The organism is Rickettsia helvetica, from assembly GCF_963970025.1.
GTDB lineage: Bacteria > Pseudomonadota > Alphaproteobacteria > Rickettsiales > Rickettsiaceae > Rickettsia > Rickettsia helvetica.
On sequence record NZ_OZ018776.1, the window covers coordinates 313846 to 337443 of the forward strand.

The following is a 23598-nucleotide window of genomic DNA, read 5'->3' on the forward strand; positions in this document are numbered from 1 at the left end:
TCGTTAGCAGTAACGTTAAACGGTAAGCTTGCAGCATTACCGACTATTATACTACCTCCTGCTCCGCTAATGATAGGATAAGCACTACCCTGCCCAATAGCAGACGGATTATTTTGTACAGTTAAAAATACTTTAATTGAAGAAACATTTGATAAATCAAAGGTACTACCGCTTGCTAATACTATATACCGCTATTTGTATTACCTGTTTGATCGGCATTTATAGTATCATAGAAAACATTAATAATAAGCCCACCGGTAGGAGTAGCTGATCCCGTATAAGTAACTTTATTATGACCAAGGTCAAAAGTTATATTACTTTCTGAGATATTACCACCGACATTTACGTTAGTATTATCACCGGTAAACATCATTGTCGCCTGATCGGCAACTATGGTACTTGCTCCTAAATCCGACGCAATGAAAGCGGTTTTCTTCGGTACGAGAGTAATAGTATTAGTTCCTGTTATCGGTTTTTGTAGCCATACATCATCATCGAATTTATGGCTACCTCCGTTAATCGGTGCTTGTACTAACACGGCATTAGTGTATTCCGCTGAAGAGTTGTTACTGCTACCTTTGAAATTCTCTGAAACGATTTTTGTTTTGTAATTAAATTTTGTGGTTACTCTTGGAACTTTAACCCCGCCGACGGTTGCTGACGGAATGTCCAAACTTCTGCTGTTATTACCGGTAAATACAGCTGATTTACCGGCATCAATAGTAATATTTTCAGCATAGGTATCCCCTTTTACCGTGCCTTTATTACTACTGAACTGAACTGTTTAAGGTTTAAATTCTCGCACCTAAATCATCCGTAAAGCCGTTATCGGCATTAAATATTGCCGTACCTTCATTATTAGTTTTAGTTGTGACACTAGAGTAAACATCTTGGCTATCAATGGTGAATTTACCGTCATCATTAAGCTGAATGGTTTTAAGGTGATTTGAGTCTGACCCAAACGGCGAAGTACCTGTTGTCAAATCACCCGTTATTGCTAGAGTATGGATTTTATTGTCGGTAGTCGTCCCCACCAACCATACTTGTACTAGCAAAAGTTAACGTAGCAGATTGTGTAGTGGTGAAATTAACATTCTTAACATATGCCGGGGTTGTAAGTGTTACATCTCCACCGTTTATTTGAATTATTCCTAAAGGACTAGCTGCCGTACCACGCCCATTAAGAGTATTATCTATTACAGGATCAGCATCATCAAATTTTATCCCGCCTTTTATATTAATAGGAGCAGGATTGATAGGACCGGGAGGGGTATAATTGAACACTCCCGTAAATGATATATTACTTGAATCATTGATATATTACTTGAATCATAATGAATTATTGCATTTGGACCTAGGTAAATGTTGCCGCCTTTAATAACACTATCAGGATTGCTATTAGGTACACCAACGCTTAAAGTTCCATCTAGAATCGTAATATCACCGACTGCCGTATTATTACCTATGTTACCTCGGATACTACCGCCTTGATTATAAACACGTTAAATTAGCAGCTTTACCGCCTGTTTGGTTAATATTACTGGTTAAATTAGTTGCTTGAGTAAACACTATATCACCCGTGCCGGTTCCTTGGATTTCAGTAATAGACATATTACCGCCGGCGTTAATCGTGACGGTGCTGTTGTTAGCTCCTGCTTGTAGCATTGCAAGGTTTGTAATTGTATTCGTTGAGTTTCCGTTACCGTCAACCGTACCTATAAGTACCGTTATCCATAAACACTACAGTACCTTTAGATCCGCCAGTGCTTGTTATGTTATCGGTAATACTTGGGACTGTATTATTTGCTGTTTTAAAAATTACTGTACCTGCAATATTTTTGAAATCCATATTCCCATTAACTGTTGTAGTACCGAATTGAGTAGGTCCCCTAGTTCCGGTAGGAGGAGCAAATAAGACATTAGCATCAACTGTCACAATCCCAAGTACTGGAACAGATATGTTAATAGCAGCTGTAGCAATAGCCGTTACTCCTATCTCCCCGTCTCCTGAAAAAGTTATTTGTTTTAGCGGATGATTAGCAGTACCAAGTGAAAGAGTAGGATTAATTCCCTTATTTTTATCACCGTTTATTATTAATTTAATATCGACATTTTTAGCATTTAACTCAACTATACCGAAATTTGCAGCACCGGGATCTATATTACCGGTTAGATATATGGTACTTGTTGTACCGGCATCTGCCACAGTAGTCATTAATTTTAAAACAGATGAATCGTTTTTAAATGTAACACCCGGTACATCTAAGTCAAAATCAATATTTATTGCATCAAGTGCATAAACGGCTGGTCCAGTATACATCACCGATATTAATTTTGGCAATCTTAGTCGAGGTAAGTGATGCATCGGCAAAAACCCCGCCGACAGCAATATTAAGCACTGCAGTATTACTCACATCAAGTCCATTTGTACCTAACTTAGCATTAGTACCAACAACTCCGACATTACCACTAACATTTATAACAGCAAGGGGATTTGCATTTATGCCAAGAGTTTCATTACCCAAATTACCCTGCAAAGTTAACACATTGTTATTAGGTGGAGTACTAGAAGTACTGTTTAAATTGACGCTACCGCCTCCACCGGCAAAACCATCGACACTATTCGTAAAGGTAACTTATTGATTTTTGCTAGTAGTTAAATCAAATATGGAGTCAGTATTGTTCAAATTAATAGCACTTCCTAGAGTTAAAGCCTTGTTAGATATATCTACCGTAAATATTGCAGCTGCATTTCCCTGCCCCCGATCTTAATTGTTTGTACCGTGCCTATACTTGAATCAGTAGCCGTTAAAGTAGTGCCAGTAGTATAAACGTTTAATGTTCCTGTGTTCCCGTTTGTGATTGGGATGTTCAGTAAATAACCTGCAGAGTTTGTACTTGAAAACTCTAAAATACCTCCGCCTCCGAAATCTACATTAACGGCATTAGTGAGTGACCCAAGTGATCCTTGTAAATTCGCCGTACCACCGTTACTGAAAGTTAAACTCGTTGCTAATACATTTTGTGTGAAGTTTACCGTTTGACCTGCTGCTCCCTTAATATTTATAGTATTAATATTAGTTACGGCTGCAACGTTACCGCCTCCTAAAAATACTAAATTACCGTTAGCTGCTGCACTACTTGTCACTGCTGCTAAATTACCGCCGTCATTAACGTTAACCGTACCCCCATTACCGGCAAAATCAGTCTGTCCAGTAATAGTTATTGTGTTAATAGTTCCGACACCGCCAAATGCTGCATTACCGGCAATATTACTGGTAAATGTTCCCGCATTTACTACAACCTTTCCTGTAACACCATTAGGTGCATTAACAATTGCTGCATTATTAACATTAAAAGTATTGGCATAAGAAGCTACGGGTAAATCACCATTCGCATTAAAAGTTACCATACTTAATGCTGCTCCCAGAGTCCCTGCAGCACCCGTTATGCTACCGCCGTTAAATATGAGTATACCGCTATTATTATTGCTTGAAGTATTTGTGATAGCCCCATTAACGTTAGTACCGTTATTAAGAGTTAGAGAAGATGCAGAATTAGTTAAAGCAACCGCACCCGCATAAATATTCCCGTCAAGGCTTGTAGACCCCGCAACCTATGTTAACTGCAGCAATAGCAGCGGCATTAGTACCTATATCACCGACAACGCTACTATTCGGAGCTAAACTTAATACACCATTATTAGGGTTAGCAGTTGTAATTGCACTTGTTAAAATAACATTGCTGCCAACAGTTAAAGAAGAGGCATTATTAGTAAGAGTCACGGTAGTTGAATTTACATTTTCACCGAAAGTAACAGGGTTAGGACCTATATTTACTAAAGCAACTCCATTGATAGTTACCGTTCCGGTATTTACAACATCTGTAGTAATTGCTCCATCAAGACCGTTTTGTAGTACTAACGTACCTGCACCGGCAGCAAAATTTACGGCACCCGTCATTAAATCACCGGCAATCACGTTAGTATTATTACCGATACTGAAATCTGTAGCGTCAGAAGTAGAATCTAACGTAACATCCGCCGCCGGCATTAAAATTCACGAGCGTAATAGCATTATTAGCCCCAACTGCACCCGTAACCTCCCCCCCCGCGCCCGGGTTTGGCCTGCACCAAAATTTATCGTACCGGAACCGTCTATAGTACCGTTAATTATTGAGTTTTTAGCAACGTTTAACTTTCCAGCATTATTCACAAAATTTATAGCTCCCGTAACATCACTTACCGTAAGATTGGTGGTGTTTGTAAAATTAATTGGTGCATTATAACGTTATTAAGTATTAGATCACCTGCTATACCGGTGAGAATAGCATTCTTCGTATTAATCGTCGGGACCACGGTAATATTCCCTGCTCCTGAAAAAGTCATACTATTTAAAGTATTACCACCTGCTATACCTAAATTAAAACCTACTCCATCTAATATTAAAGTGTTGCCGCCGGTTGCACTTAATGCTATTATGCCGCTAGCCGCCGCACCGGGATTTAAATCCCCGTTCATAGCCGCCGTTACATTTCCGTTACCGTTACTTGTAATATTTAATATTGAACCGGCATTTTTGAATTTCATATTAGCAGTACTAATATTAAAATCCGCATTAGGCGTTAAAATATACGTCCTGACTCCACTTCCATCGCCGATATTTATATTAGTAGCACTTGCTGAGGTAACGGTTTGATCGGTAAAGTTACTATTTCCTGTAATATTAAGAGTAGTAATACCACTAAGTTAATTCCTCCATTTGCCGTAACAGTCCCTATAGTACTAACCGAAGCTAGTTTATTAACAGCACCGAATGACCCTCCCTGAATGGTTAAAGCATTAGTACCGTTTAAAGTTACATTACCGCCACACCGCCTGCAGTGCCATCTAAATTACCGTTAAATGTTACGACTTGAGCTTGACCAGATTTGTAATATTAACGTAGAATTTGAATCACTAAAATTAATTTTATTCCCTCCTACAAGTAAACCTAAAGCAGCTTGATTTACTGCTATAGTTAAATCTTGAGGAGTTCCGAGTGTACCTATATTAATCGTTTTAATTGTACCTATAGTTTGATTGGTTACCGTCAGATCCGTATCAACATTTAAGATTGCACTGCCTGCATTAGCTACCGAACTTGCAAAAGTATAAGGTCTACCTGTACCATTAAATGTAAGCGTTGATGCAAAACCGCCACAATTTACTCCTGTCGTTGCAGTTAATGTTCCCCCTACAGTGGTAATACCGGTGTTAGTATAATTAAGCTCATTAACCGTAACATTTCCCTGTAAATTAACCTGGGTAGTATTATCGCCCTGAACATTTAATATATTAACCGGATTTGTAGCTCCTACATCTCCGGTAACCGTACTATTTACCGATAAAATGTAATACATTCGCACCTCCAGCTACTTTATTATCTATATTCCCGCTGGTATCTCCGCCGACATTCGCACCGCTAGCTATTGTTACTTGTGCGGCAGTACCGTTAAAATCTATCTATGTTAGAAATTACGTTCTGTTGAAATCGTGTTAAAGAGTTGTGCGTAAATTGTACTAACCCCCCATTACCTGTATCAATTGCCGTTACCCAATCCACCCCATAATCCGGATCTATTCCTTTATTAACAATCTGATACTGGTTTCCTATCAAAATAGTTTGGGCATAGATATTTCCTTTAATTGTAACCGGATTTTGATTTAGAGGAGCTCCTATCTCATCTGTAGTAAATGTGTTAAGTCTTATTGTCCCTCCTGTTCCGTTACCGCTACACCTGCATTCAACGAAATAATTCGGCTACCAGTAGCCACGTGTACTCCTAATTTACCATCTAAATCATTTGCTGGAACTAACTTGAAGCTAGCCGTAAATTTTGCTGGATTTGGAGATTCATTACTTACGTCATAAGTAGCATTTGGGCCGCCGAAATTGATACTATTTTCTACAGGTTGTATATCCATAACTTTATCAGAGTAAAGAAGTGCAGGTGGTGAAGTATCAGTAGCAAAATTAAGTAGCTGAGTATCTGCAATATTAAAAGCTTTTACCTCAGCCCAGCTTGGATGTTTAAATTGGAAGCTAGTTTTAAGCTGTAATGTAAGATTTGTCTGGCCCTGAACAGAAGTTACTATATATACCTGAGGTAAAGGCAATTCTATTATCACCAGTAGCAGGAAAAAGTGATGTAGCATCAAAAATCAAGGTACTAGCTTGGTTGTTAAAATTAAAGCTGTTAAAATAGTAAGTATTCCCCAGTGCTTCTCCTGGCCCTGGAACAAAAGGAGGAAACGCTGCAGCTGCTTCTGCTGGTGTAACCGGAGTACCTGTTAAAGTGATCTGTGAAACGTTAGGAACATTCACGACTAGTCCGACATTCGCTTTAGTAAGATCAACAGGTATAACTGGTCCAAGGATTAGGTTATTTGGCACAGTCATTACCACGCCCCCCAAAATTATCTAAATATATAGCAAGAACGTTTCTGTCGGCAGTAAAATTAAATGGTCCATCAAGAGTTAGAAGATCACCGGATGTAAACGGCGCACTAAGACCTGCCCCCGTGGATAAAACTGCATTATTTGCTATTACGCTTGGGTTAGCAGTACCAAGTGTGCTAGTGCTAGCAAGCATCACTGCGGCAGTTGATGCGAACATACCTTTTTTTATTAAATTTTTTAGAGTATTTTTTCGTTGACTTGACATAACATCTCCTAAATTTGGACTTAATTTTCTAAATTATAAATTCGAGACTAGTATTCATTAACAAATATAAATTTTATGTATTTTTGGAAGATTTTTAAAAATCTTTAGTAAAATGAGATTAAGATAAAAATTCTTAATATTTTCGTTATGTTGTACTTTTAAAAAAAGTTAATAATAAAATTAAATTTTTATTCAGGTCTTTAATTAGTATTAAATACTAAAATATCTATAAAAATACTTATAAAATAAAGGGTTTTCTACATATAAAAAGTGATCATAAGTTACTTTTTCTTGTTTAAAATAAATTAAACTTTATGTATTTTTTATAGAAATTCGGTAAATCATATATAAAACTTAAGGAATACAAGGGTAAAACCTATCTATTTTAGCTCCTTAATGAAAACAGCAAAACTTTATTAATTTTTGTATAGAAAGGAATACCTAAACCGTCATTGCGAGGAGGCACTGTTGCGTGGATACTGAAGGTCGTCATTGCGAGAAAATTACGAAGTAATTGACGAAGCAATCTCAGGATATTTGACGAGATTGCCACGCAGTCTACGACTGCTCGCAATGACGATATCTTTCTTTATTGAGCAAAATCTATAAATTTTTGCATAAACAAATTGATTTGCTACGAATAATAGAGTATATAGTACAGGCATAATTAATTCTCGGGGCGTAGCGCAGCCTGGTAGCGCATCTGGTTTGGGACCAGAGGGTCGGGAGTTCGAATCTCTCCGCCCCGACCATAAAAACATAAATTACAATGTCAAAAGACGACCTCATTCAGTTTACAGGTACAGTACTTGAACTTTTACCTAATGCTACTTTCAGAGTAAAGCTTGAGAATGATCATGTAATTGTTGCTCATACTTCCGGTAGGATGCGTAAAAATCGTATCAGAATATTACTGGGAGATAAAGTTACGGTAGAAATGACTCCTTATGATTTAACTAAGGGGCGTGTGATTCATCGTCACTAGTCTTTAAGTATGAAGCGAAATCAAAAAACCTTACCGATTATATTAGCCTCCGGCTCCCCTGCAAGAATTGAGTTACTAAACAGAATTAAAATTATCCCTTCACAAATTATTCCAGCAGATATAGACGAAACACCTAATTTGCGTGAATTACCCGCTCCCTTAGCCATAAGACTTGCTTACGAAAAAGCTATAAGAGTTGCATCTCAAATAGAGGAATCAGCTATAATTATAGCTGCCGATACCGTAACGGCAGTAGGTAGAAGAATATTGCCGAAAGCTACTACTTACGAAGAAGTCAAGAATTGTATTAAGATGTTATCCGGGCGTCGTCATCGTGTCTATACTGGTTTATGTATTATCAAAAAAGAGAATGACGAGCTTACAGTTAGACAAAAAATAGTTCATACTATTGTTAAGTTCAAAAAATTAAGTGATGAAGAGATTAATTTTTATTGTTCTTTGGATGAGGGAATAGATAAAGCCGGCGGATGTAAAATTTCCGGTTATGCAGAAGCTTTTATCTCATTTATTTCCGGCTCATATTCAAATGTTATGGGATTACCTTTATTTGAAACGGTAAATGCTCTAACTTCTTTAGGTTTTAAGGTACATAATACTCCTAAGTAAAATGAAGAACAGTATACGAAGATCAACTTCAAAAAGAGCAAGGAATCCACAAGGTGAGGAGCAGAGCAATAATACGTGAGCACCGCAGCTCTTGTAGGATGACGCAGCCAATTTTTGAAGTTGATCGAGTATACTTAGTTTCCAGGCTCATCCAAATGACTTCTCTCATAATTTTCATGACGCTCTTGAGCTTCAATACATAATGCAGCAATAGGTCGTGCTTCTAATCTTTTTATACCTATTGGGTTGCCTGTTTCTTCACAATAACCGTATTCCCCATTTTTAATACGTGATAATGCTTCTTCTATTTTACTCATTAATTTACAATATCTACTTCTACTACGAAGCTCAAAAGCTCTTTCTGTTTCATGAGTAGCACAATCGTTAAGATCGGATTCTTGTAAATTTTCTTCTTTTAAATGATTTAAAGTCTCTTGAGACTCCTTTAATAAATCCTCTTTCCATCTTAAAAGTTTTTGTCTAAAATATTCTAGGTGATTAGGACACATATATTCTTCATCTTTAGAAGGTTTATATCCCATAGGTAATTTAGGTGTTTCTAGCATATTAATATCTCAATATTAGCTTTAACATATTATATTTATAAGGTTTTTAAAATAATATAATATATAACTTAAAATTAATGCAAGAAGATTATGAATATTAATATATTTTATTTTTTAATTGGATATGCGGTAGTATATACAGCTTCTAAATGCTTTATACTTGTTTTAGTATAGTTTTGTGTAGTAGATAGACTTTTATGACCTAATAGCTCTTGAATAGAGCGTAAATCTGCACCATGCTCAAGCAAATGTGAAGCAAAACTATGTCTAAATGAATGAGCAGTTAAATGCTGCGGTAAACCATAAAAATGCTTTAATTTAATTAATTCACGATTAAATACCGGTGGCTGCAATTGCTTACCTTGCTTTCCTCTAAATATCGGTTCATTATCATCTAACTTATACGGCAATATTTCTAAATATTGGGTAATTAAATTTTTAGCAATCGGTAACCATGGAATTATTCTTTCTTTACTACCTTTACCTATTATTCTTATAAATTCTAGATTTTGTAGATGAAGTTTCGTAATTGATAATGCTTCCGATATACGTAGACCTGAAGCATATATAAGAACAAGTAGGGCTTTATTTCTAAGTTCTATCCACTTAACATTCCCGTATTCTTCAATATGTTCAAGTGATATTACTACATCATCTTCCGATAAAGCTTTTAGTAACAATTTAGTTTTTTTAGGAGATTTTATAGAAAAAATTATATGACTATTTAATTGTGTTGTTTTCTCTAAAAACCTATAAAAATTTTTTACTGCAGATAAACCACGTGAAATTGAAGAAGTGGTAAAATTATTACAGTTACGTTTCGCAAGCCAACTTCGGATTAATCTTATATCTGCGGTTTTAATATGATTTATCGTTACAAGCTCTGAATTATAATAATTCATAAACTCAAGGAAATGCTTAAGGTCATTATTATAAGCAATTACTGTATGATTAGAGTAATTTCTTTGCAAAACGAGGTATTGTTGCCACTTATTTATTAATTCTTGAATTGATATATCTAACATTTATAAAAACTTAACTATTTTTAATATTATTCTTAATGCTAACAATTATTGACTCATAATTTTATAAATGTTAGCATGAATTGAGGATTTATGTTTATATATACGTAACCTATAAAATACAAAAGTAAAACAATTTCTTAAGTAAAAATATTTACAAAATTTAATTTATTTTAGGAGAATGAATAATGTTAAATAATACACAATTTTTAGATTTAATGAAATCCTATATGAATCCGGAATTTTATATGAGTTCTATGAAAAATATCCCTAGTGTAGATCTTTCATCTATTACAAATACAATGCAAAGAGCTATGAATATTCTTTATAATAACTAACCAAATTGCTACAGAAAGCATGCAATCTTTGCTTAAGAAAAATTCCGAGATTATACAAAATAATGTTAATACTATTTTGAATACTACTAAAGAAGCAGCAAATTCTAAAGATTTCAAACAAGCTAGTGAATGCCATCAAAAATGTTTAAAATCTATTTATGAAACATCTATGGATAATGCTAAGGAATTAGCAAGTATTGCTTATGAGTCTTCAACCAAAATATTAGAAGCCGCAAATAAGCATATTGCCGAGGATGTTCATCATGCTTCTAATAATATGCAGAATATGGCAGAACAAGTACAAAAAAACTTCAATAAGAAATCTGCTTAAAAAATAACTAAAACTGTCATCCCGTGACTTGATCGCGGTATCTTGTAAAGCAGTTAGTATACCTCAAAAGATATCGTGGTCAAGCCACGGGATGACATGGTAGCAATCCCCCTCAATTATTTGCTTTTCTGTTTAACCAATTTTGTAAATAAGACTCTGCTAGTTCCTGATCTTCTATAATAATTACATTTTCAGCATTACGTTTATCAGCAGCAGCTGTGAAATTAAACGAACCGGTTATTACTTTCTTTTTATCAATAATTATAACTTTATTATGAGCGATTCCAGGTACTTTATCTATGCCCACATCAATTTTTGCTCGTTGTAATTCGTGTAATTTAGAAAATTTCTGCTTTAAATTACTACGATCGAGCAATATTCTAACTTTTACTCCTCGCATCTGTGCATTAATAAGTGCAGTAGTAATTAACGCATCGCTCATACCGTATGCCTGCATATAAATAGATTCTTCAGCTTTATCTATCTGATTGGCTATAAACTTAGTACAGCCGGCAGGCGGAGTAAAACATGTACTAACTTTACTTCTTGAAAGCTCTGAAATATTGTAATACTGTATTTGTGGAGCAGATGAAGCTAATGATTTTTGATTTATTAGATTAGTAAAATAATCCGGATTCTGTCCATAAATACCTAAAGCAACTCCCAAGATAAAGGCAATACTTATTTCTATAAATTTATTATTTTTTCTCTTCATGACTTAATTTATATTTTAGGCCCTGTCTGCATGGTTTGCATTCCGCTCTGTCATACCGTGGCTTGACCACGGTATCCATAAAAAAATAAAATAAAAACTGGATACCGTGGTCAAGCCACGGTATGACATCGAGTACTTTTTCCAAACCATACAACAAAATCAATTTTTATCCTACAGTTTAATATGGAGGGTATTTTAATTTTTTAGGCGATAACGTAAATATTTCAAAACCATCTTTAGTCACGCCTATAGTATGCTCAAATTGAGCCGATAATGATTTATCACGTGTAGTAACCGTCCATCCATCTAGTTTACTTAATATAGTGTCGTAATTACCGGCATTTATCATAGGTTCAACGGTGAAAAACATCCCTTCTTCTAATGTTAGACCCGTGCCGCTGCGACCGTAATTTAATATTGACAGTTCGTCATGAAAAACTCTTCCGATACCATGACCTGTATAATCTCTGACCACCGAATAATTATGCTTCTCGGCATAGCTTTGAATAGCATGCCCAATATCACCGAGTTTAGCACCGGGTTTTACTACTTCAATCCCTTTCATCATTGCATCATAAGTTACTTGAATAAGACGCTTTGGCTTAATTGCTACGTCACCGACATAATACATACGGCTAGTATCACCGTACCAACCATCTAAAATTACCGTAACATCAATATTTACTATATCACCGTTTTTTAATGGTTTATCGTTTGGAATGCCGTGACAAACCACATGATTTATAGAAGTACAAATCGATTTTGGAAAGCCTTTGTAATTTAACGGTGCAGGAATGGCATTATGAGAAGTAATAAAATTATGACAAAGGTCATTTAAACTATTAGTAGTGACATTCGGTTTTACGTGATCAGTAATAAAATCGAGCGTCTCTGCAGCCAATTTTCCTGCTGCCCGCATCTTTACGAAATCTTTTTCCGTGTGGATTTTTATGGTCATGAATTTTGGTTACCTTTCACTCAAGTAAAAAAATATATTTTTCATAATACAAAATGGTTCTTTTAATGTAAATAACTTATCCTATTATTGAGAAGTGCTGCTATGTTACTTGATTTAGGTTTTGGATATTATATAATTGCTAATATAATTATTATTTAACATAATGGGTGTAGTTAGGTTATTATTTGCTCTTTCTGTTGTGGCTGCACATTCAAATTCTCATCCATTTCTTAAATTTGTAGGTGCAGAAATCGCAGTACAATCTTTTTTTATGATTTTCGGCTTTTATATGGCTATGATTCAGAGCAATTATACAAGCAAAATACAATTTTGGAAAAGTAGATATTTAAGGCTTTATCCTACTTGATATCTTTTGTATTGTAGCTACTTTCTTCTTGCAACAAAAATTTTCTTTTTTAAGGCAATTGTGTAATCTTCCATTTCCGGCTGTTTTTTTTTAGTTTTTACAAACCTAACAATGTTGTTTCAAGATGTAACAATGTTTATTGGAATTAATAATAATACAGTACATTTTACAAAATACTTTATTGACTCTACGCCTCCTCTTTATCAATTTTTGTTGATACCTCCTGGTTGGTCAATTGGGTTAGAAATTTCTTTTTATTTAATAGCACCTTGGATTCTAAAAAAGAAAAATATCTATATTTTATCCATAATTTGTATATCTTTAATTACTAGAATTATTCTTCAATTTAACGGATTTATAGGAGATCCTTGATCTTATAGATTCTTTCCTTCTGAACTTGCAATTTTCTTAATTGGTAGTCAAGCATTTTATATTTATACTAATCAAGAAATAAACGAAAAAAGTCTTGGCTTAGTCAATTACTCTATTTATATATTATATTAATAATTATTACTTTTCCGTTTATCCCAATAGAGCTTCAATTAAAAAATTACTTTTTTATTGTTTATTTGCTTTATCTTTAGGAAAAATATTTGACTTAACCAAAGATAATAAGTTAGACAAATTAATTGCTTTACTCTCTTACCCAATATATTGTTGTCATTTAATTGTCTTGTATAATATATTACCTGCTATTTCATATTGGGCTGATAATGGGAAATTTCTTAATATGTTGGTTACTTTTATAACAGTAATAATTATTTCTTTATTGAAAAGCCTATAGAGTATTATAGAAAAAGATATAAAACTCATAATTTAGCTTAATATTTAAAACTATGCTATATTACATAAACAAAATTCTTTTAAACAATAAGGTGCAAGCTGTTATCTTAGGGATAATCGGGCTTGGTATTGTTACTGTTCTCACATCGTATAATATAGATGATCCTTCTTTTAACTCAGTCACAACAGAGTACTCTAGTAATTTAGTCGGAATTTTTGGTTCTTATTTATCGGATTGTTTATATCAATGTTTTGGGTTGGCTGCTTTTATTATACCGCTTGCTTGCTTTGTTTGGGGGAGAAATTGTTGGTATGGAAGATATCGCGGCTCATTTATCCGTATGTTTGTAATGTTTCTTGCTCTTATTAGCAGTAGCACATTATTATCTAAGCTTAAGCTAGAATTCATACCGGCAAATGCAGGCGGAGCTATTGGAATAATAGCTTCTAATTTTTTTGAGCGATTTACAAATCAACTATACTTATTATTAATATTTTTTACCTTTATTATATTAGTTGTTTTACTTGAAATTAAATTTACTTCTTTAAATAATTTTATTATTAAACTAGGTAAATTTTTAACCTATTGGATACAATCTTTTTTACATAATGTATTTTCACGATTGTCGTCAATAAGATTATTCCCTACTAAAAACAATGATAAGATAAATATAACTTCTTCTTACCAAAGGCCCGTGAGTGAAAAAGTAAAATGCACTGAAGAAGCGAGACCCGTACCTGCAAATCCTATAAAATTCTTTAGCAAACCGGTTAGCCCTAAAATATCTCAAAGCGAAATAGCGGAATTGCCGCCTATTTCTTTATTACGTGATCCTGAAAACCATCATGTAAAAGGAGCTTCTTCTTCAGAGCTTAAACAAAAGGCTGAAGAGTTATTAACCGTGTTGAATGATTTTGGAGTTAAAGGGCAGATAATTAATATCAATCAAGGACCGGTGGTAACTCAATATGAATTTGAGCCGGCAGCAGGCACGAAAACATCAAGGGTAGTAGGGTTATCTGATGATATAGCACGCTCATTATCTGCTTTATCAACAAGGATAGCAGTAATACCCGGCAAAAACGTACTTGGTATTGAGCTTCCTAATAAGCAACGTGAATTTTTTTGTTTAAAAGAACTGATAGAAACTCCCGAATACCGAGACAAATCAACTTTGTTGCCGTTAGTCTTGGGTAAAGATTTAGCAGGTAAGCCGCTGATTGCCGATCTTGCTAAAATGCCTCATTTATTAGTAGCAGGAACCACTGGCTCAGGTAAATCCGTCGGTATTAATGCGATGATTGTGTCGCTCTTATACCGCTATGCTCCCGAAGAATGCCGCTTTATCATGATTGACCCGAAAATGCTTGAATTATCGGCTTATGACGGAATACCGCATTTGCTAACTCCCGTGGTAACCGAGCCATCTAAGGCGGTAGTTGCACTTAAATGGGCAGTTAAGGAAATGGAAAACCGTTATAGAATGATGAGCAATATCGGTGTTAAGAATATCGCAGGTTATAATGCAAAAATCTTAGAAGCAGTTAAAGAGAATAGAGTAATTGAGCGTTCGATTCAAACGGGCTTTGATCCTGAAACCGGTAAGCCTATTTACGAAACCGTTACGATGAATATGGAAAAACTACCTTACATAGTGGTTATTGTTGATGAGATGGCTGATTTAATGCTAGTTGCCGGTAAGGATATCGAAATGCTAATTCAAAGGCTTGCTCAAATGGCAAGAGCTGCTGGCATCCATATTATCATGGCAACGCAAAGACCATCGGTAGATGTTATTACCGGCGTCATTAAAGCCAATTTTCCAAGTCGTATTAGCTTTAAAGTTACCTCTAAAATCGATAGTCGAACGATCCTAGGAGAGCAAGGCTCCGAGCAGTTACTCGGTATGGGTGATATGCTATTTATGGGGAATACTTCAAAGATAAGTAGGGTACACGGACCATTTGTTAATGAAGCCGAAATTGAGAAAATTACGGAATATTTAAAAGAAACCGGTACGCCTGAATATATCTCTGCCGTTACCGAGCAACCTGAAGAAGACGATAGTAGCATTGATATCGGCGACGGCACATCTGATGAATTGCTTTACAAAAAAGCTGTGCAGGTAGTACGTGACGAGCGAAAATCTTCCATTAGCTATATCCAAAGGTCGCTTAGAATCGGCTATAACAAAGCTGCCAACTTAGTTGAGAAGATGGAGAAAGAGGGAATAGTCTCACCACCGAATCATACAGGTAAGAGAGAGATATTATTGCCTGAGAGGTAGGAGTGGTTGCATGGCTCAATTCCACCTCTGTCATACCGTGGTCAAGCCACGGTATCCATAAAAAAATAAAGAAGAAGACTGGATCCCGCGATCAAGTCGCGGGATGACAAAGTCGATTCCCGCGTAGGCGGGAATGACATAAATACATATTATCATTGACATTATATGGAAATAATTCAATTGACTACCTCTAACACTGGAACCAGACACCCAAGTTACTATACCTCATATGCATTACCCCTAAAGATTATATAATACCACGTCTTAAAGCTTTAAAGGCTAAGATAGCGAAAGTAAACCCGATGGCTATAAGAGATAATAAATGGTCGGATTTACATATAGCAGTAGGATCTAAAGAAATAAAGTTAGTAAAAGCTTTATGTAATGAAAAAAATATTAATGCTACAGATGTTAAATGTAGAACTCCTTTGGAGTTAGCAATACTTGGTCATGATTTAGAAACAGTAAAATTTTTAGTTTAGATGGGAGGAAAAATTGCTCCTAACATGTATGGTTGGTCTGCTATTCACTTAGCAATAAAAATCGGTAATATAGAAATGGTAAAATAGTACAATTTTTTCATGATAAAAATCATAATAATAATAAAACTCCTTTAGAGTTAGCTGTAGAATCGAAAAATATCTCATCAGTAAAAGCATTAATTAGCAAAGGTGCTAAATTTGATATTAAAAGCGAACTCGGTTATAAGATTTTTGAACTTGCTATTGATTCTGAAGATTTGAGATTAATAGAGTATCTAGTAAATCATACACTAGTCGGTAAAAACACAGGGCAGCAAACACTGTTAGAAAAAGTAACTCAAATTTATGATAAGAATATAAACACCTCAAAACTAGTAAAAATTTTGATTAAAGATTACGCCGAATTTGATAAAGCTTTAGGACAAAAGCTTTTACAAAAAGCAATATATGCCGGTGATTTAGAGTTAGTAGAAACTTTATATAGTATAAGGTGTTGATAAAGACCAATTAGGGCGTCTAGCTCTGCATCATGCTATAAAAGCTAATTGCGGTGAAGAATTATACAGTTTTTAATTGAACACACTACGGATATTAATTATCGTGATAAATCAGGTCTAACACCGCTGGCCATGGCGAAGAGTAATCATCGTGTCCCGGCTATAGAATTATTGCTCAAAGCTAATGCTTCTGAATATTATATGTATGATGATGTTACTAAAGTGTTAGGAGAATATGGATACTAAGTCGTCATTGCAAGAGGGTATTGCCCGTATGGATACCGAGTCGTCCTTGCGAGGAAAAACTGTAAGTTTTGACGAAGCAATCCAGTTAAAAAATGCTAATTTATAGCATTTTTTTATTATTTTTCTGGATTGCCACGCTCTCTATGTTTACTCGCAATGACGACTTAGGTATCCACGCAACAACGCCGTTACGAAATGACATATAATCTATACAAATGCCACATATTCATACTAAATTTGTAAAAATATCATCTATATTAATAATTATAATAGACATATTTAAAAAGTTGTATTAAATTTACAATACTTTCTAAGTTATTCGATTTTTATTAAGGTTTACATATGGCGAATATTTCTCCAAAATTATTTCAAAAAGCAATTCAAAAAGGTCTTAAAACCGCTTTATTCACCACCTCAACTGCAGCATTAATGCTAACCAGTAGCGGAGCGTTGGGTGCTGCTACAATAGATGCAAATGCAACATTTAGTACAGGTGTGGGGTTAAATCCTGCTGTAAAATTTGCAGGCGGTACTTTACAATATACAGATGACGATTTTACGGTTGATGCTGATGAAGCAGTAAATATTACGGCAATAGATGTAAACAATAAAGTACCTGCTTTATTTACGGTAAATAAAAATATTTCTTTAGGTTCTGTTAATATCAATGGCGGTACGGCATTTCCTGTTAGCATTAGTGATACCTTTACGTTAACTTTAACCGGTACAGATGGATTGGGACAGGGTGCCGATGTTTATAATGGTTTAGGAGCTATTACCTTAGGCGGTGCCACTGCAGGCTTAACTATTCACTCGGCTTCTATGGATCTGATAACACTTGATGGGGCACTAGACGGTGCAAATGACGATGAGGGTGTATTAAAAGTTAGTACAGATACCACTTTTACTGCTGCAATAGGTACAACCCATAAGTTAGCTTCAATAACTGTTGATGGTGGTGTAGGCGTAGGTGCTATTTCGCTTGCAGCAACAAATATTATTACGAATGGTTCAGTTAATGTAACAGGTACAGTCAGTGGAGCTATAAATTTAGCTGGAGCTGGAGCAAAATTTGTAGCAGGCGGTTTAGTCACGGGTACTGCAGTATTTAATGATAATGGTAAATTAACATTAGGAAATGGAATAACGGGAAATATAACAACAACTGTAGATGATCAAGGTACACTTATTATTACAGGCGGTAATAATATAGGAAATATAGGTGTTATAGCTAATAAAGGGCTAAAATTAGTAACTTTTAATAACGGTAATAATAATGCCGGTAATGGAATAGCGGCTGGTAATGTAGTTGCAACAACAATAACAATAGGAGAAGATATCGGAAATAACGCATCGATAGTGACTACCGGGCAAATAGAAGGAGCAATAGAATTTACAAATGCTGGTAAGCTAACAGCAAACGGAAAAGTTACAGGTACGGCAGTATTAACTACCGATGGTACATTAACTTTAGGTAACGGTATTACCGGGGATATAACATCTGCCGGGAATAACGGTACGGTTATTGTAACGGCAGGTGATATAGCAAATGCCGGTACCGGTGGTAGTGCACTAAAGCAATTAACATTTAATAACGTAGTAGCAAGTAATGCAGGTAATATATTTGCGACTAACGTAAAGGTTGGTAATGCTGGAACTGAGGTAACAACAGGGACAGTAAATGGAGCGATTAATTTTACAGCTGCCGGTAAATTAACTGCCGGTGGGTTAGTTACAGGTGCAGCAGTGTTTAATGCAGATGGTACATTAACTTTAGGTAACGGTATTACCGGGGATATAACATCTGCCGGGAATAACGGTACGGTTATTGTAACGGCAGGTGATATAGCAAATGCCGGTACCGGTGGTAGTGCACTAAAGCAATTAACATTTAATAACGTAGTAGCAAGTAATGCAGGTAATATATTTGCGACTAACGTAAAGGTTGGTAATGCTGGAACTGAGGTAACAACAGGGACAGTAAATGGAGCGATTAATTTTACAGCTGCCGGTAAATTAACTGCCGGTGGGTTAGTTACAGGTGCAGCAGTGTTTAATGCAGATGGGACGTTAACTTTAGGTAACGGTATTACCGGGGATATAATAACGACTAATGGTGGTGATGGTACAGTTATAGTAACAGCAGGAGATATAGCAAATGCCGGTGCAAATGGTGCTGCCTTAGCAGCAGTAACATTTAATAACGCTGGGGCAAGTAATGCAGGTAATATATTTGCAGCGGGTGTAACGGTTGGTAATGCTGGAACTGAGGTAACAATAGGAACAGTAAATGGAGCGATTAATTTTGCAGCTGCCGGTAAGTTAATTGCCGGTGGGTTAGTAACTGGTACAGCAGTATTAACTACAGATGGTCAATTAACTTTAGGAGCCGGTATTACAGGGGATATAACATCTGTTGGGGGTAACGGTACAGTTATAGTAACAGCAGGAGATATAGCAAATGCTGGTACCGGTGGTAGTTCACTAAAGCAATTAATATTTAATAACGCAGCAGCAAGTAATGCAGGTAATATATTTGCGACTAACGTAAAGGTTGGTAATGCTGGAACTGAGGTAACAACAGGGACAGTAAATGGAGCGATTAATTTTACAGCTGCTGGTAAATTAATCGCCGGTGGGTTAGTTACAGGTGTAGCAGTGTTTAATGCAGATGGGATGTTAACTTTAGGTAACGGTATTACCGGGGCTGTAACATCTGTTGGAAATAACGGAACACTTATAGTTAATGGGGGGGATGTTGGTGCAGCAATAGGTGCTAACGGTACAGCAAATATACTAAAGCAAGTCACTTTTAATGGAGCGAGTAACGTAACAACTATTGATGCAACAAACGTGACCATTAATAATGGAGCAGCGGATGTAACGGCAGCAGGAGCAATCACAGCAGCAGTGAACTTTGCAGCTGATGGTGCGTTAACAGCAAATAATGGTATTACTGGAGCAGTAACTGCAGCAGGGGGTAATGGTACATTAACGACACTAGGAGTAGGGGTTACCGGAGCAGTAGGTGCAAATGGAGCATCTCTAAAAGTCCTTAATGCTAAAGTTGATAATGGTGCTGCGGATCTTGTATTTGGTAGTGATATTTATGCTCAAACCGTAAATTTTGATAATGTTGCCGGTGGTGGAGCAGCAGGTACTATAAAAGTCGGTGGAAACTTGATTGCGAATAATATAGATTTTGGCGCCGGCAGTACGTTAGAGTTTAACGGTCCTGCTGGTAAGAGTTATAACTTAAGCGGAACTATAGCAAACGGTGCTACCGGTATACTTAATATTAATGCTGGTGATACAGTGATTGCAAATGATGCTAGTATAGGCACGGTTGCACAAATTGACATTCAAAATGGTAAGAATTTTGCAATAAATGCTAAGAACGCTAATGTTGATATATTAAACGCTCAAGTGATTAATTTTAAAGGTGCAAATTCAGGTCTTTTCTTACTTAACGATAGTACTACAGATAATAAAACTATAACTCTTAAAAATGATTTACCTGCGTTTGCAACCGGTGGCGGTGTGTTAACTCTTATTGGTACAACAAAACTTATAACCTTACAAGGTGACGCCGGAGCTAAAGCAATAGGTATGGGAGGAAATGAATTAGCATCATTAAATGTTTTAGGTAGTGTAGCACTGAATAATATAGATGCTGCAAATGTTCTTGTATTTAATATCCTAGGTACTACAAATTTTGTTGATGTAGGCGGTATTACTAACCAAATTAATGTAATAAATATCGGTGCTGCAGGCGTAGGACATACAGGCACAGCGATTCCTGTCGGTGCCGGTTCTTATACAATTGATGCGAATGGTGGTAATGTAGGAATTTTAGCCAATGGTCAGACTATTAATTTTGCACATGAAGATGCAACTTTAGTATTACAAAATAGTGCAGCAGGAAATGGTACGATCACATTAAATGCGGTACTTGATCCATTAGGTCAGAATAAAGGTAAGCTTGCTGTAGATTCAGGAGCTGCGGGTGGAAAAATAATACTTGCAAGTGTCGGGAATGCTACTTATGGTACTGCAGTAAATAAGTTAAAAGAATTAGAATTTAGAGGAAATGGAATATTCCAAATAGATACCGATATATTTGTAAATGACTTAGAATTATCAGTAGCGGCAATTGATTATAATAAAAATATCAATTCAAATTTATCATTCGGTGCTGCTACTAAATTAAATCTAAACGGTAATATTAACGGTGATGTAGATTTCAATAATCAAGCAGCAGAGATAACGCTTGCTGATGGTAATAATATCACCGGTAGTGTTACAAGCAGCAACGGAGTTAACGGTATAATCATCGCTAAGGGGGCTAGCACTATTAATGGACCTATTACAAATCTCGCTATGTTAAAAGTAGGTGCCGGGGCTGTAAGTATAACCAAAGGCAGTAATACTAGCATCACCGAAATCCAAGGTAACGGTACTGCACTCTTAACATTACCTGCAAACTTTAACTTAACAGGCAGCATAAATAAAACTGGCGGTCAGGCTTTGAAGCTAAACTTCACGAATGGCGGTAGTGTTAGCGGTGTTGTAGGGACTGCGGCTAATTCAGTTGGTGATATCACCACGGCAGGTGCTACAAGTTTTGCAAGCAGTGTTAATGCAAAAGGTACGGTGACGCTCGGCGGCACTATAAGTTTTGCCGATACGTTTACTAATACTGGTGCAGTTACTTTAGCCAAAGGTTCTATCACTAATTTTGCTAAAAATGTAACGGCTACCAGCTTTACAACTAATGGTGCTACTATTAATTTCGGCAATAGCCTAGCCTTTAATAGTAATATAACAGGTAGCGGTACTACTATTAACTTAGGAGCAAATCAGGTAACATATACCGGCACTGGTAGCTTTACCGATACATTAACCTTAAATACTACTTTCAATGGAGTAGCTAAGTCAGACGGTAATATCTTAATTAAATCAGGTAGTACTCTTGATTTATCAGGGGTTTCAACTTTAGCACTTGTTGTTACTGCTACTAATTTCGACATTAATAATATAAGTCCAGATACAAAATATACAGTAATATCTACAGAAACAGCAGGCGGTTTAAAGCCTACTCCCGAAGAGAATGTTAAAATAACCGTTAATAATGACAACCGTTTTGTTGACTTTACTTTTGATGCATCAACTTTAACATTATTTGCAGAGGATATAGCTGAAGATGTTATAGACGAAGATTTTGAACCGGGTGGACTGCTTGCAAATATCCCAAATGCTGCAAATATAAAGAAATCACTTGAGTTAATGAAGGATGCTCCCAATGGTTCAGATGCACGTCAAGCTTTCAATAACTTTGGTCTAATGATACCGCTACAGGAAGCAGATGCTACAACTTACCTTATACAAGACGTTGTAAAACCTAGCGATACTATAGCTGCTATTAATAATCAAGTTATACTAAGTAATATCTCAAGTAGCTTAATTAATCTAAATGCTAGAATGAATGCAATACAGCCGGCTGCTGTAGCTGCCGGTGATGAGGACAGAGATGCTAAGTTTGGTGCGTGGATAAGCCCATTTGTCGGTAATGTAACGCAGAAGATGCATAACAATATAAGTGGTTATAAGTCTGATACAACCGGTGGCACTATAGGTTTTGACGGCTTAGTTAGCGATGATCTAGCACTCGGACTTGCATATACAAGAGCCGATACTGACATTAAGCTAAAAAATAATAAAACCGGCGACAAGAATAAAGTACAGAGTAATATCTATTCCGTATATGGTTTATATAACTTACCTTATGAAAATTTCTTTGTTGAGGGTATAACATCTTACTCGGATAATAAGATAAGAAGCAAATCAAGACGTGTTATTGCAACGGCACTAGCGACTACTGCTTATCAAACTGCAAACGGTAAGTATAAATCCGAAAGCTATACAGGTCAGTTAATGGCTGGTTATACCTATATGATGCCTGAGAACATTAACCTAACACCGCTAGCCGGGCTTAGGTATTCGACTATCAAAGATAAAGGCTATAAAGAAACCGGTACTACTTACCAAAATCTTATCGTTAAAGGCAAGAACTATAATACTTTCGACGGTTTACTCGGTGCTAAAGTATCAAGTAATATCAATGTCAATGAAGTAGTGCTAACACCTGAGCTTTACGCAATGGTTGATTATGCATTCAAGAATAAAGTTCCGGCGATTGATGCAAGATTACAAGGTATGACTGCTCCTTTCCCAACCAACAGCTTCAAGCAAAGCAAAACAAGCTTTGATGTCGGCATCGGTGTTACTGCTAAGCACAAAATGATGGAATGCGGTATTAACTACGATACCAATATCGGAAGTAAGTATTTCGCACAGCAAGGTAGTGTAAAAGTTCGTGTGAACTTCTAATATGCTCGGTTTCATCCCGTGGCTTGACCACGGGATCCAGAAAATAACTTAAAATGTACAATTTTTTGATATTGTTCCTGGATTCCGTGAATAAATCACGGAATGGCGTCGGATGTCTACAAATATAAGAAAAAACCTATATAGTTTGACTATATAGGTTTTTTTGCTTTATAATGTAGCCTTAAGAGTCATCATTGCAAGGAAATTGCATAGCAATTAACGAAGCAATCCAGTAAATTTTTTTTTATTATTTTTCTAGATTGCCACGCAGCCTACGACTGCTCGCAATGACGACTGG

28 protein-coding genes, 1 tRNA gene and 2 pseudogenes are annotated in these 23598 nt (G+C 35.9%); 13 read left to right on the forward strand and 18 right to left on the reverse strand.

Going from position 1 to position 23598, the window contains the following annotated elements:
- Window positions 1-181: 181 nt before the first annotated feature.
- The 7 genes from AB1146_RS01940 to AB1146_RS01970 form a co-directional block, all read right to left on the reverse strand.
- Window positions 182-673 (reverse strand): hypothetical protein, encoded by a 492-nt coding sequence (locus AB1146_RS01940; protein WP_010421060.1) that lies wholly within the window; start codon window positions 671-673, stop codon window positions 182-184.
- A 118-nt stretch (window positions 674-791) separates the two neighbouring features.
- Window positions 792-983, reverse strand: a complete 192-nt coding sequence (locus AB1146_RS01945) for a hypothetical protein (RefSeq protein ID WP_010421059.1) — start codon at window positions 981-983, stop codon at window positions 792-794.
- Between the two features lie 28 nt (window positions 984-1011).
- On the reverse strand, window positions 1012-1284 hold the full coding sequence (locus AB1146_RS01950; protein WP_232203654.1) for a hypothetical protein: 273 nt from the start codon (window positions 1282-1284) through the stop codon (window positions 1012-1014).
- A 207-nt stretch (window positions 1285-1491) separates the two neighbouring features.
- The gene (locus AB1146_RS01955) at window positions 1492-1665 is read right to left on the reverse strand and encodes a hypothetical protein (RefSeq protein ID WP_232203653.1); all 174 of its coding nucleotides are present in this window, start codon (window positions 1663-1665) and stop codon (window positions 1492-1494) included.
- 40 nt (window positions 1666-1705) lie between these two features.
- Window positions 1706-2320, reverse strand: a complete 615-nt coding sequence (locus tag AB1146_RS01960; protein WP_232203652.1) for a hypothetical protein — start codon at window positions 2318-2320, stop codon at window positions 1706-1708.
- On the reverse strand, window positions 2289-2546 hold the full coding sequence (locus tag AB1146_RS01965; protein ID WP_232203651.1) for a hypothetical protein: 258 nt from the start codon (window positions 2544-2546) through the stop codon (window positions 2289-2291). The genes AB1146_RS01960 and AB1146_RS01965 overlap by 32 nt, the downstream gene beginning before the upstream one ends.
- Window positions 2547-2728: 182 nt before the next feature.
- Entirely contained in the window at window positions 2729-3412 is a 684-nt protein-coding gene (locus AB1146_RS01970; protein ID WP_232203650.1) for a hypothetical protein, read from the reverse strand.
- 37 nt (window positions 3413-3449) lie between these two features.
- Here AB1146_RS01970 and AB1146_RS01975 point away from each other — a divergent pair, with 37 nt between their 5' ends.
- Window positions 3450-3584: a hypothetical protein gene (locus tag AB1146_RS01975; protein WP_269572111.1), complete on the forward strand. Its 135-nt coding sequence runs from the start codon at window positions 3450-3452 to the stop codon at window positions 3582-3584.
- A gap of 9 nt (window positions 3585-3593) precedes the next feature.
- On the opposite strand, the gene AB1146_RS01980 is transcribed toward AB1146_RS01975, so the two are convergent.
- A complete protein-coding gene (locus AB1146_RS01980; RefSeq protein ID WP_010421057.1) occupies window positions 3594-4052 on the reverse strand; it encodes a hypothetical protein in 459 nt (152 codons plus the stop codon).
- A gap of 188 nt (window positions 4053-4240) precedes the next feature.
- Window positions 4241-4588 carry a hypothetical protein gene (locus tag AB1146_RS01985; protein WP_010421056.1) on the reverse strand — a complete coding sequence of 116 codons (348 nt, stop codon included), beginning with the start codon at window positions 4586-4588 and terminating at the stop codon, window positions 4241-4243.
- Window positions 4589-4693: 105 nt separating this feature from the next.
- Here AB1146_RS01985 and AB1146_RS01990 point away from each other — a divergent pair, with 105 nt between their 5' ends.
- The gene (locus tag AB1146_RS01990) at window positions 4694-4828 is read left to right on the forward strand and encodes a hypothetical protein (RefSeq protein WP_269572110.1); all 135 of its coding nucleotides are present in this window, start codon (window positions 4694-4696) and stop codon (window positions 4826-4828) included.
- 71 nt (window positions 4829-4899) lie between these two features.
- Here AB1146_RS01990 and AB1146_RS01995 read toward each other — a convergent pair whose 3' ends face one another.
- The 5 genes from AB1146_RS01995 to AB1146_RS02015 form a co-directional block, all read right to left on the reverse strand.
- Complete coding sequence (locus AB1146_RS01995) at window positions 4900-5400, reverse strand: hypothetical protein (RefSeq protein WP_010421054.1); 501 nt, start codon at window positions 5398-5400, stop codon at window positions 4900-4902.
- 92 nt (window positions 5401-5492) lie between these two features.
- Window positions 5493-5657, reverse strand: coding sequence for a hypothetical protein (locus AB1146_RS02000; protein WP_232049229.1), 165 nt, complete (start codon window positions 5655-5657; stop codon window positions 5493-5495).
- An 89-nt stretch (window positions 5658-5746) separates the two neighbouring features.
- Entirely contained in the window at window positions 5747-6157 is a 411-nt protein-coding gene (locus tag AB1146_RS02005; protein ID WP_232203649.1) for a hypothetical protein, read from the reverse strand.
- Window positions 6090-6434, reverse strand: coding sequence for a hypothetical protein (locus AB1146_RS02010; RefSeq protein ID WP_232203648.1), 345 nt, complete (start codon window positions 6432-6434; stop codon window positions 6090-6092). The genes AB1146_RS02005 and AB1146_RS02010 overlap by 68 nt, the downstream gene beginning before the upstream one ends.
- A complete protein-coding gene (locus AB1146_RS02015) occupies window positions 6424-6705 on the reverse strand; it encodes a hypothetical protein (RefSeq protein ID WP_010421052.1) in 282 nt (93 codons plus the stop codon). Before AB1146_RS02015 ends, AB1146_RS02010 begins: the two co-directional genes overlap by 11 nt.
- A 675-nt stretch (window positions 6706-7380) precedes the next feature.
- Here AB1146_RS02015 and AB1146_RS02020 point away from each other — a divergent pair.
- The 3 genes from AB1146_RS02020 to AB1146_RS02030 all read left to right on the forward strand — a co-directional run bounded on the left by AB1146_RS02020 (window position 7381) and on the right by AB1146_RS02030 (window position 8317).
- Window positions 7381-7457: transfer RNA gene (locus AB1146_RS02020), tRNA-Pro, on the forward strand.
- A gap of 17 nt (window positions 7458-7474) precedes the next feature.
- The gene (gene infA / locus AB1146_RS02025; protein ID WP_010421051.1) at window positions 7475-7690 is read left to right on the forward strand and encodes a translation initiation factor IF-1; all 216 of its coding nucleotides are present in this window, start codon (window positions 7475-7477) and stop codon (window positions 7688-7690) included.
- A 9-nt stretch (window positions 7691-7699) separates the two neighbouring features.
- Window positions 7700-8317 (forward strand): Maf family protein, encoded by a 618-nt coding sequence (locus tag AB1146_RS02030; protein ID WP_010421049.1) that lies wholly within the window; start codon window positions 7700-7702, stop codon window positions 8315-8317.
- A 134-nt stretch (window positions 8318-8451) separates the two neighbouring features.
- Here the strand turns inward: AB1146_RS02030 and dksA are convergent, their stop codons facing one another.
- Window positions 8452-8883: an RNA polymerase-binding protein DksA gene (gene dksA / locus AB1146_RS02035; RefSeq protein WP_010421046.1), complete on the reverse strand. Its 432-nt coding sequence runs from the start codon at window positions 8881-8883 to the stop codon at window positions 8452-8454.
- 107 nt (window positions 8884-8990) lie between these two features.
- Window positions 8991-9908 (reverse strand): tyrosine recombinase XerC, encoded by a 918-nt coding sequence (locus tag AB1146_RS02040; RefSeq protein WP_010421043.1) that lies wholly within the window; start codon window positions 9906-9908, stop codon window positions 8991-8993.
- Between the two features lie 185 nt (window positions 9909-10093).
- Between AB1146_RS02040 and AB1146_RS02045 the strand changes: the two are divergent.
- Window positions 10094-10574, forward strand: a pseudogene (locus AB1146_RS02045) (phasin family protein).
- A 112-nt stretch (window positions 10575-10686) separates the two neighbouring features.
- On the opposite strand, the gene pld reads toward AB1146_RS02045, so the two are convergent.
- Entirely contained in the window at window positions 10687-11289 is a 603-nt protein-coding gene (pld, locus tag AB1146_RS02050; protein ID WP_010421039.1) for a phospholipase D, read from the reverse strand.
- Between the two features lie 178 nt (window positions 11290-11467).
- Entirely contained in the window at window positions 11468-12247 is a 780-nt protein-coding gene (gene map / locus AB1146_RS02060) for a type I methionyl aminopeptidase (protein ID WP_010421034.1), read from the reverse strand.
- Window positions 12248-12725: 478 nt separating this feature from the next.
- Here map and AB1146_RS02065 point away from each other — a divergent pair, with 478 nt between their 5' ends.
- From AB1146_RS02065 to AB1146_RS02095, 7 genes and pseudogenes are all read left to right on the forward strand, one after another.
- The gene (locus tag AB1146_RS02065; RefSeq protein ID WP_355404175.1) at window positions 12726-12986 is read left to right on the forward strand and encodes a hypothetical protein; all 261 of its coding nucleotides are present in this window, start codon (window positions 12726-12728) and stop codon (window positions 12984-12986) included.
- A gap of 464 nt (window positions 12987-13450) precedes the next feature.
- Window positions 13451-15685 carry a DNA translocase FtsK gene (locus AB1146_RS02070; protein WP_010421031.1) on the forward strand — a complete coding sequence of 745 codons (2235 nt, stop codon included), beginning with the start codon at window positions 13451-13453 and terminating at the stop codon, window positions 15683-15685.
- Window positions 15686-15987: 302 nt separating this feature from the next.
- Window positions 15988-16167 carry an ankyrin repeat domain-containing protein gene (locus tag AB1146_RS02080; RefSeq protein ID WP_010421027.1) on the forward strand — a complete coding sequence of 60 codons (180 nt, stop codon included), beginning with the start codon at window positions 15988-15990 and terminating at the stop codon, window positions 16165-16167.
- A gap of 83 nt (window positions 16168-16250) precedes the next feature.
- Window positions 16251-16364: pseudogene (locus tag AB1146_RS08495) on the forward strand (hypothetical protein); the annotation flags it as partial.
- Between the two features lie 60 nt (window positions 16365-16424).
- On the forward strand, window positions 16425-16664 hold the full coding sequence (locus AB1146_RS02085) for a hypothetical protein (protein ID WP_040611262.1): 240 nt from the start codon (window positions 16425-16427) through the stop codon (window positions 16662-16664).
- 93 nt (window positions 16665-16757) lie between these two features.
- Window positions 16758-16910, forward strand: coding sequence for a hypothetical protein (locus AB1146_RS02090; protein WP_232203695.1), 153 nt, complete (start codon window positions 16758-16760; stop codon window positions 16908-16910).
- Window positions 16911-17252: 342 nt separating this feature from the next.
- Window positions 17253-23300, forward strand: a complete 6048-nt coding sequence (locus AB1146_RS02095) for an autotransporter outer membrane beta-barrel domain-containing protein (RefSeq protein ID WP_010421025.1) — start codon at window positions 17253-17255, stop codon at window positions 23298-23300.
- Window positions 23301-23598 lie beyond the last annotated feature (298 nt).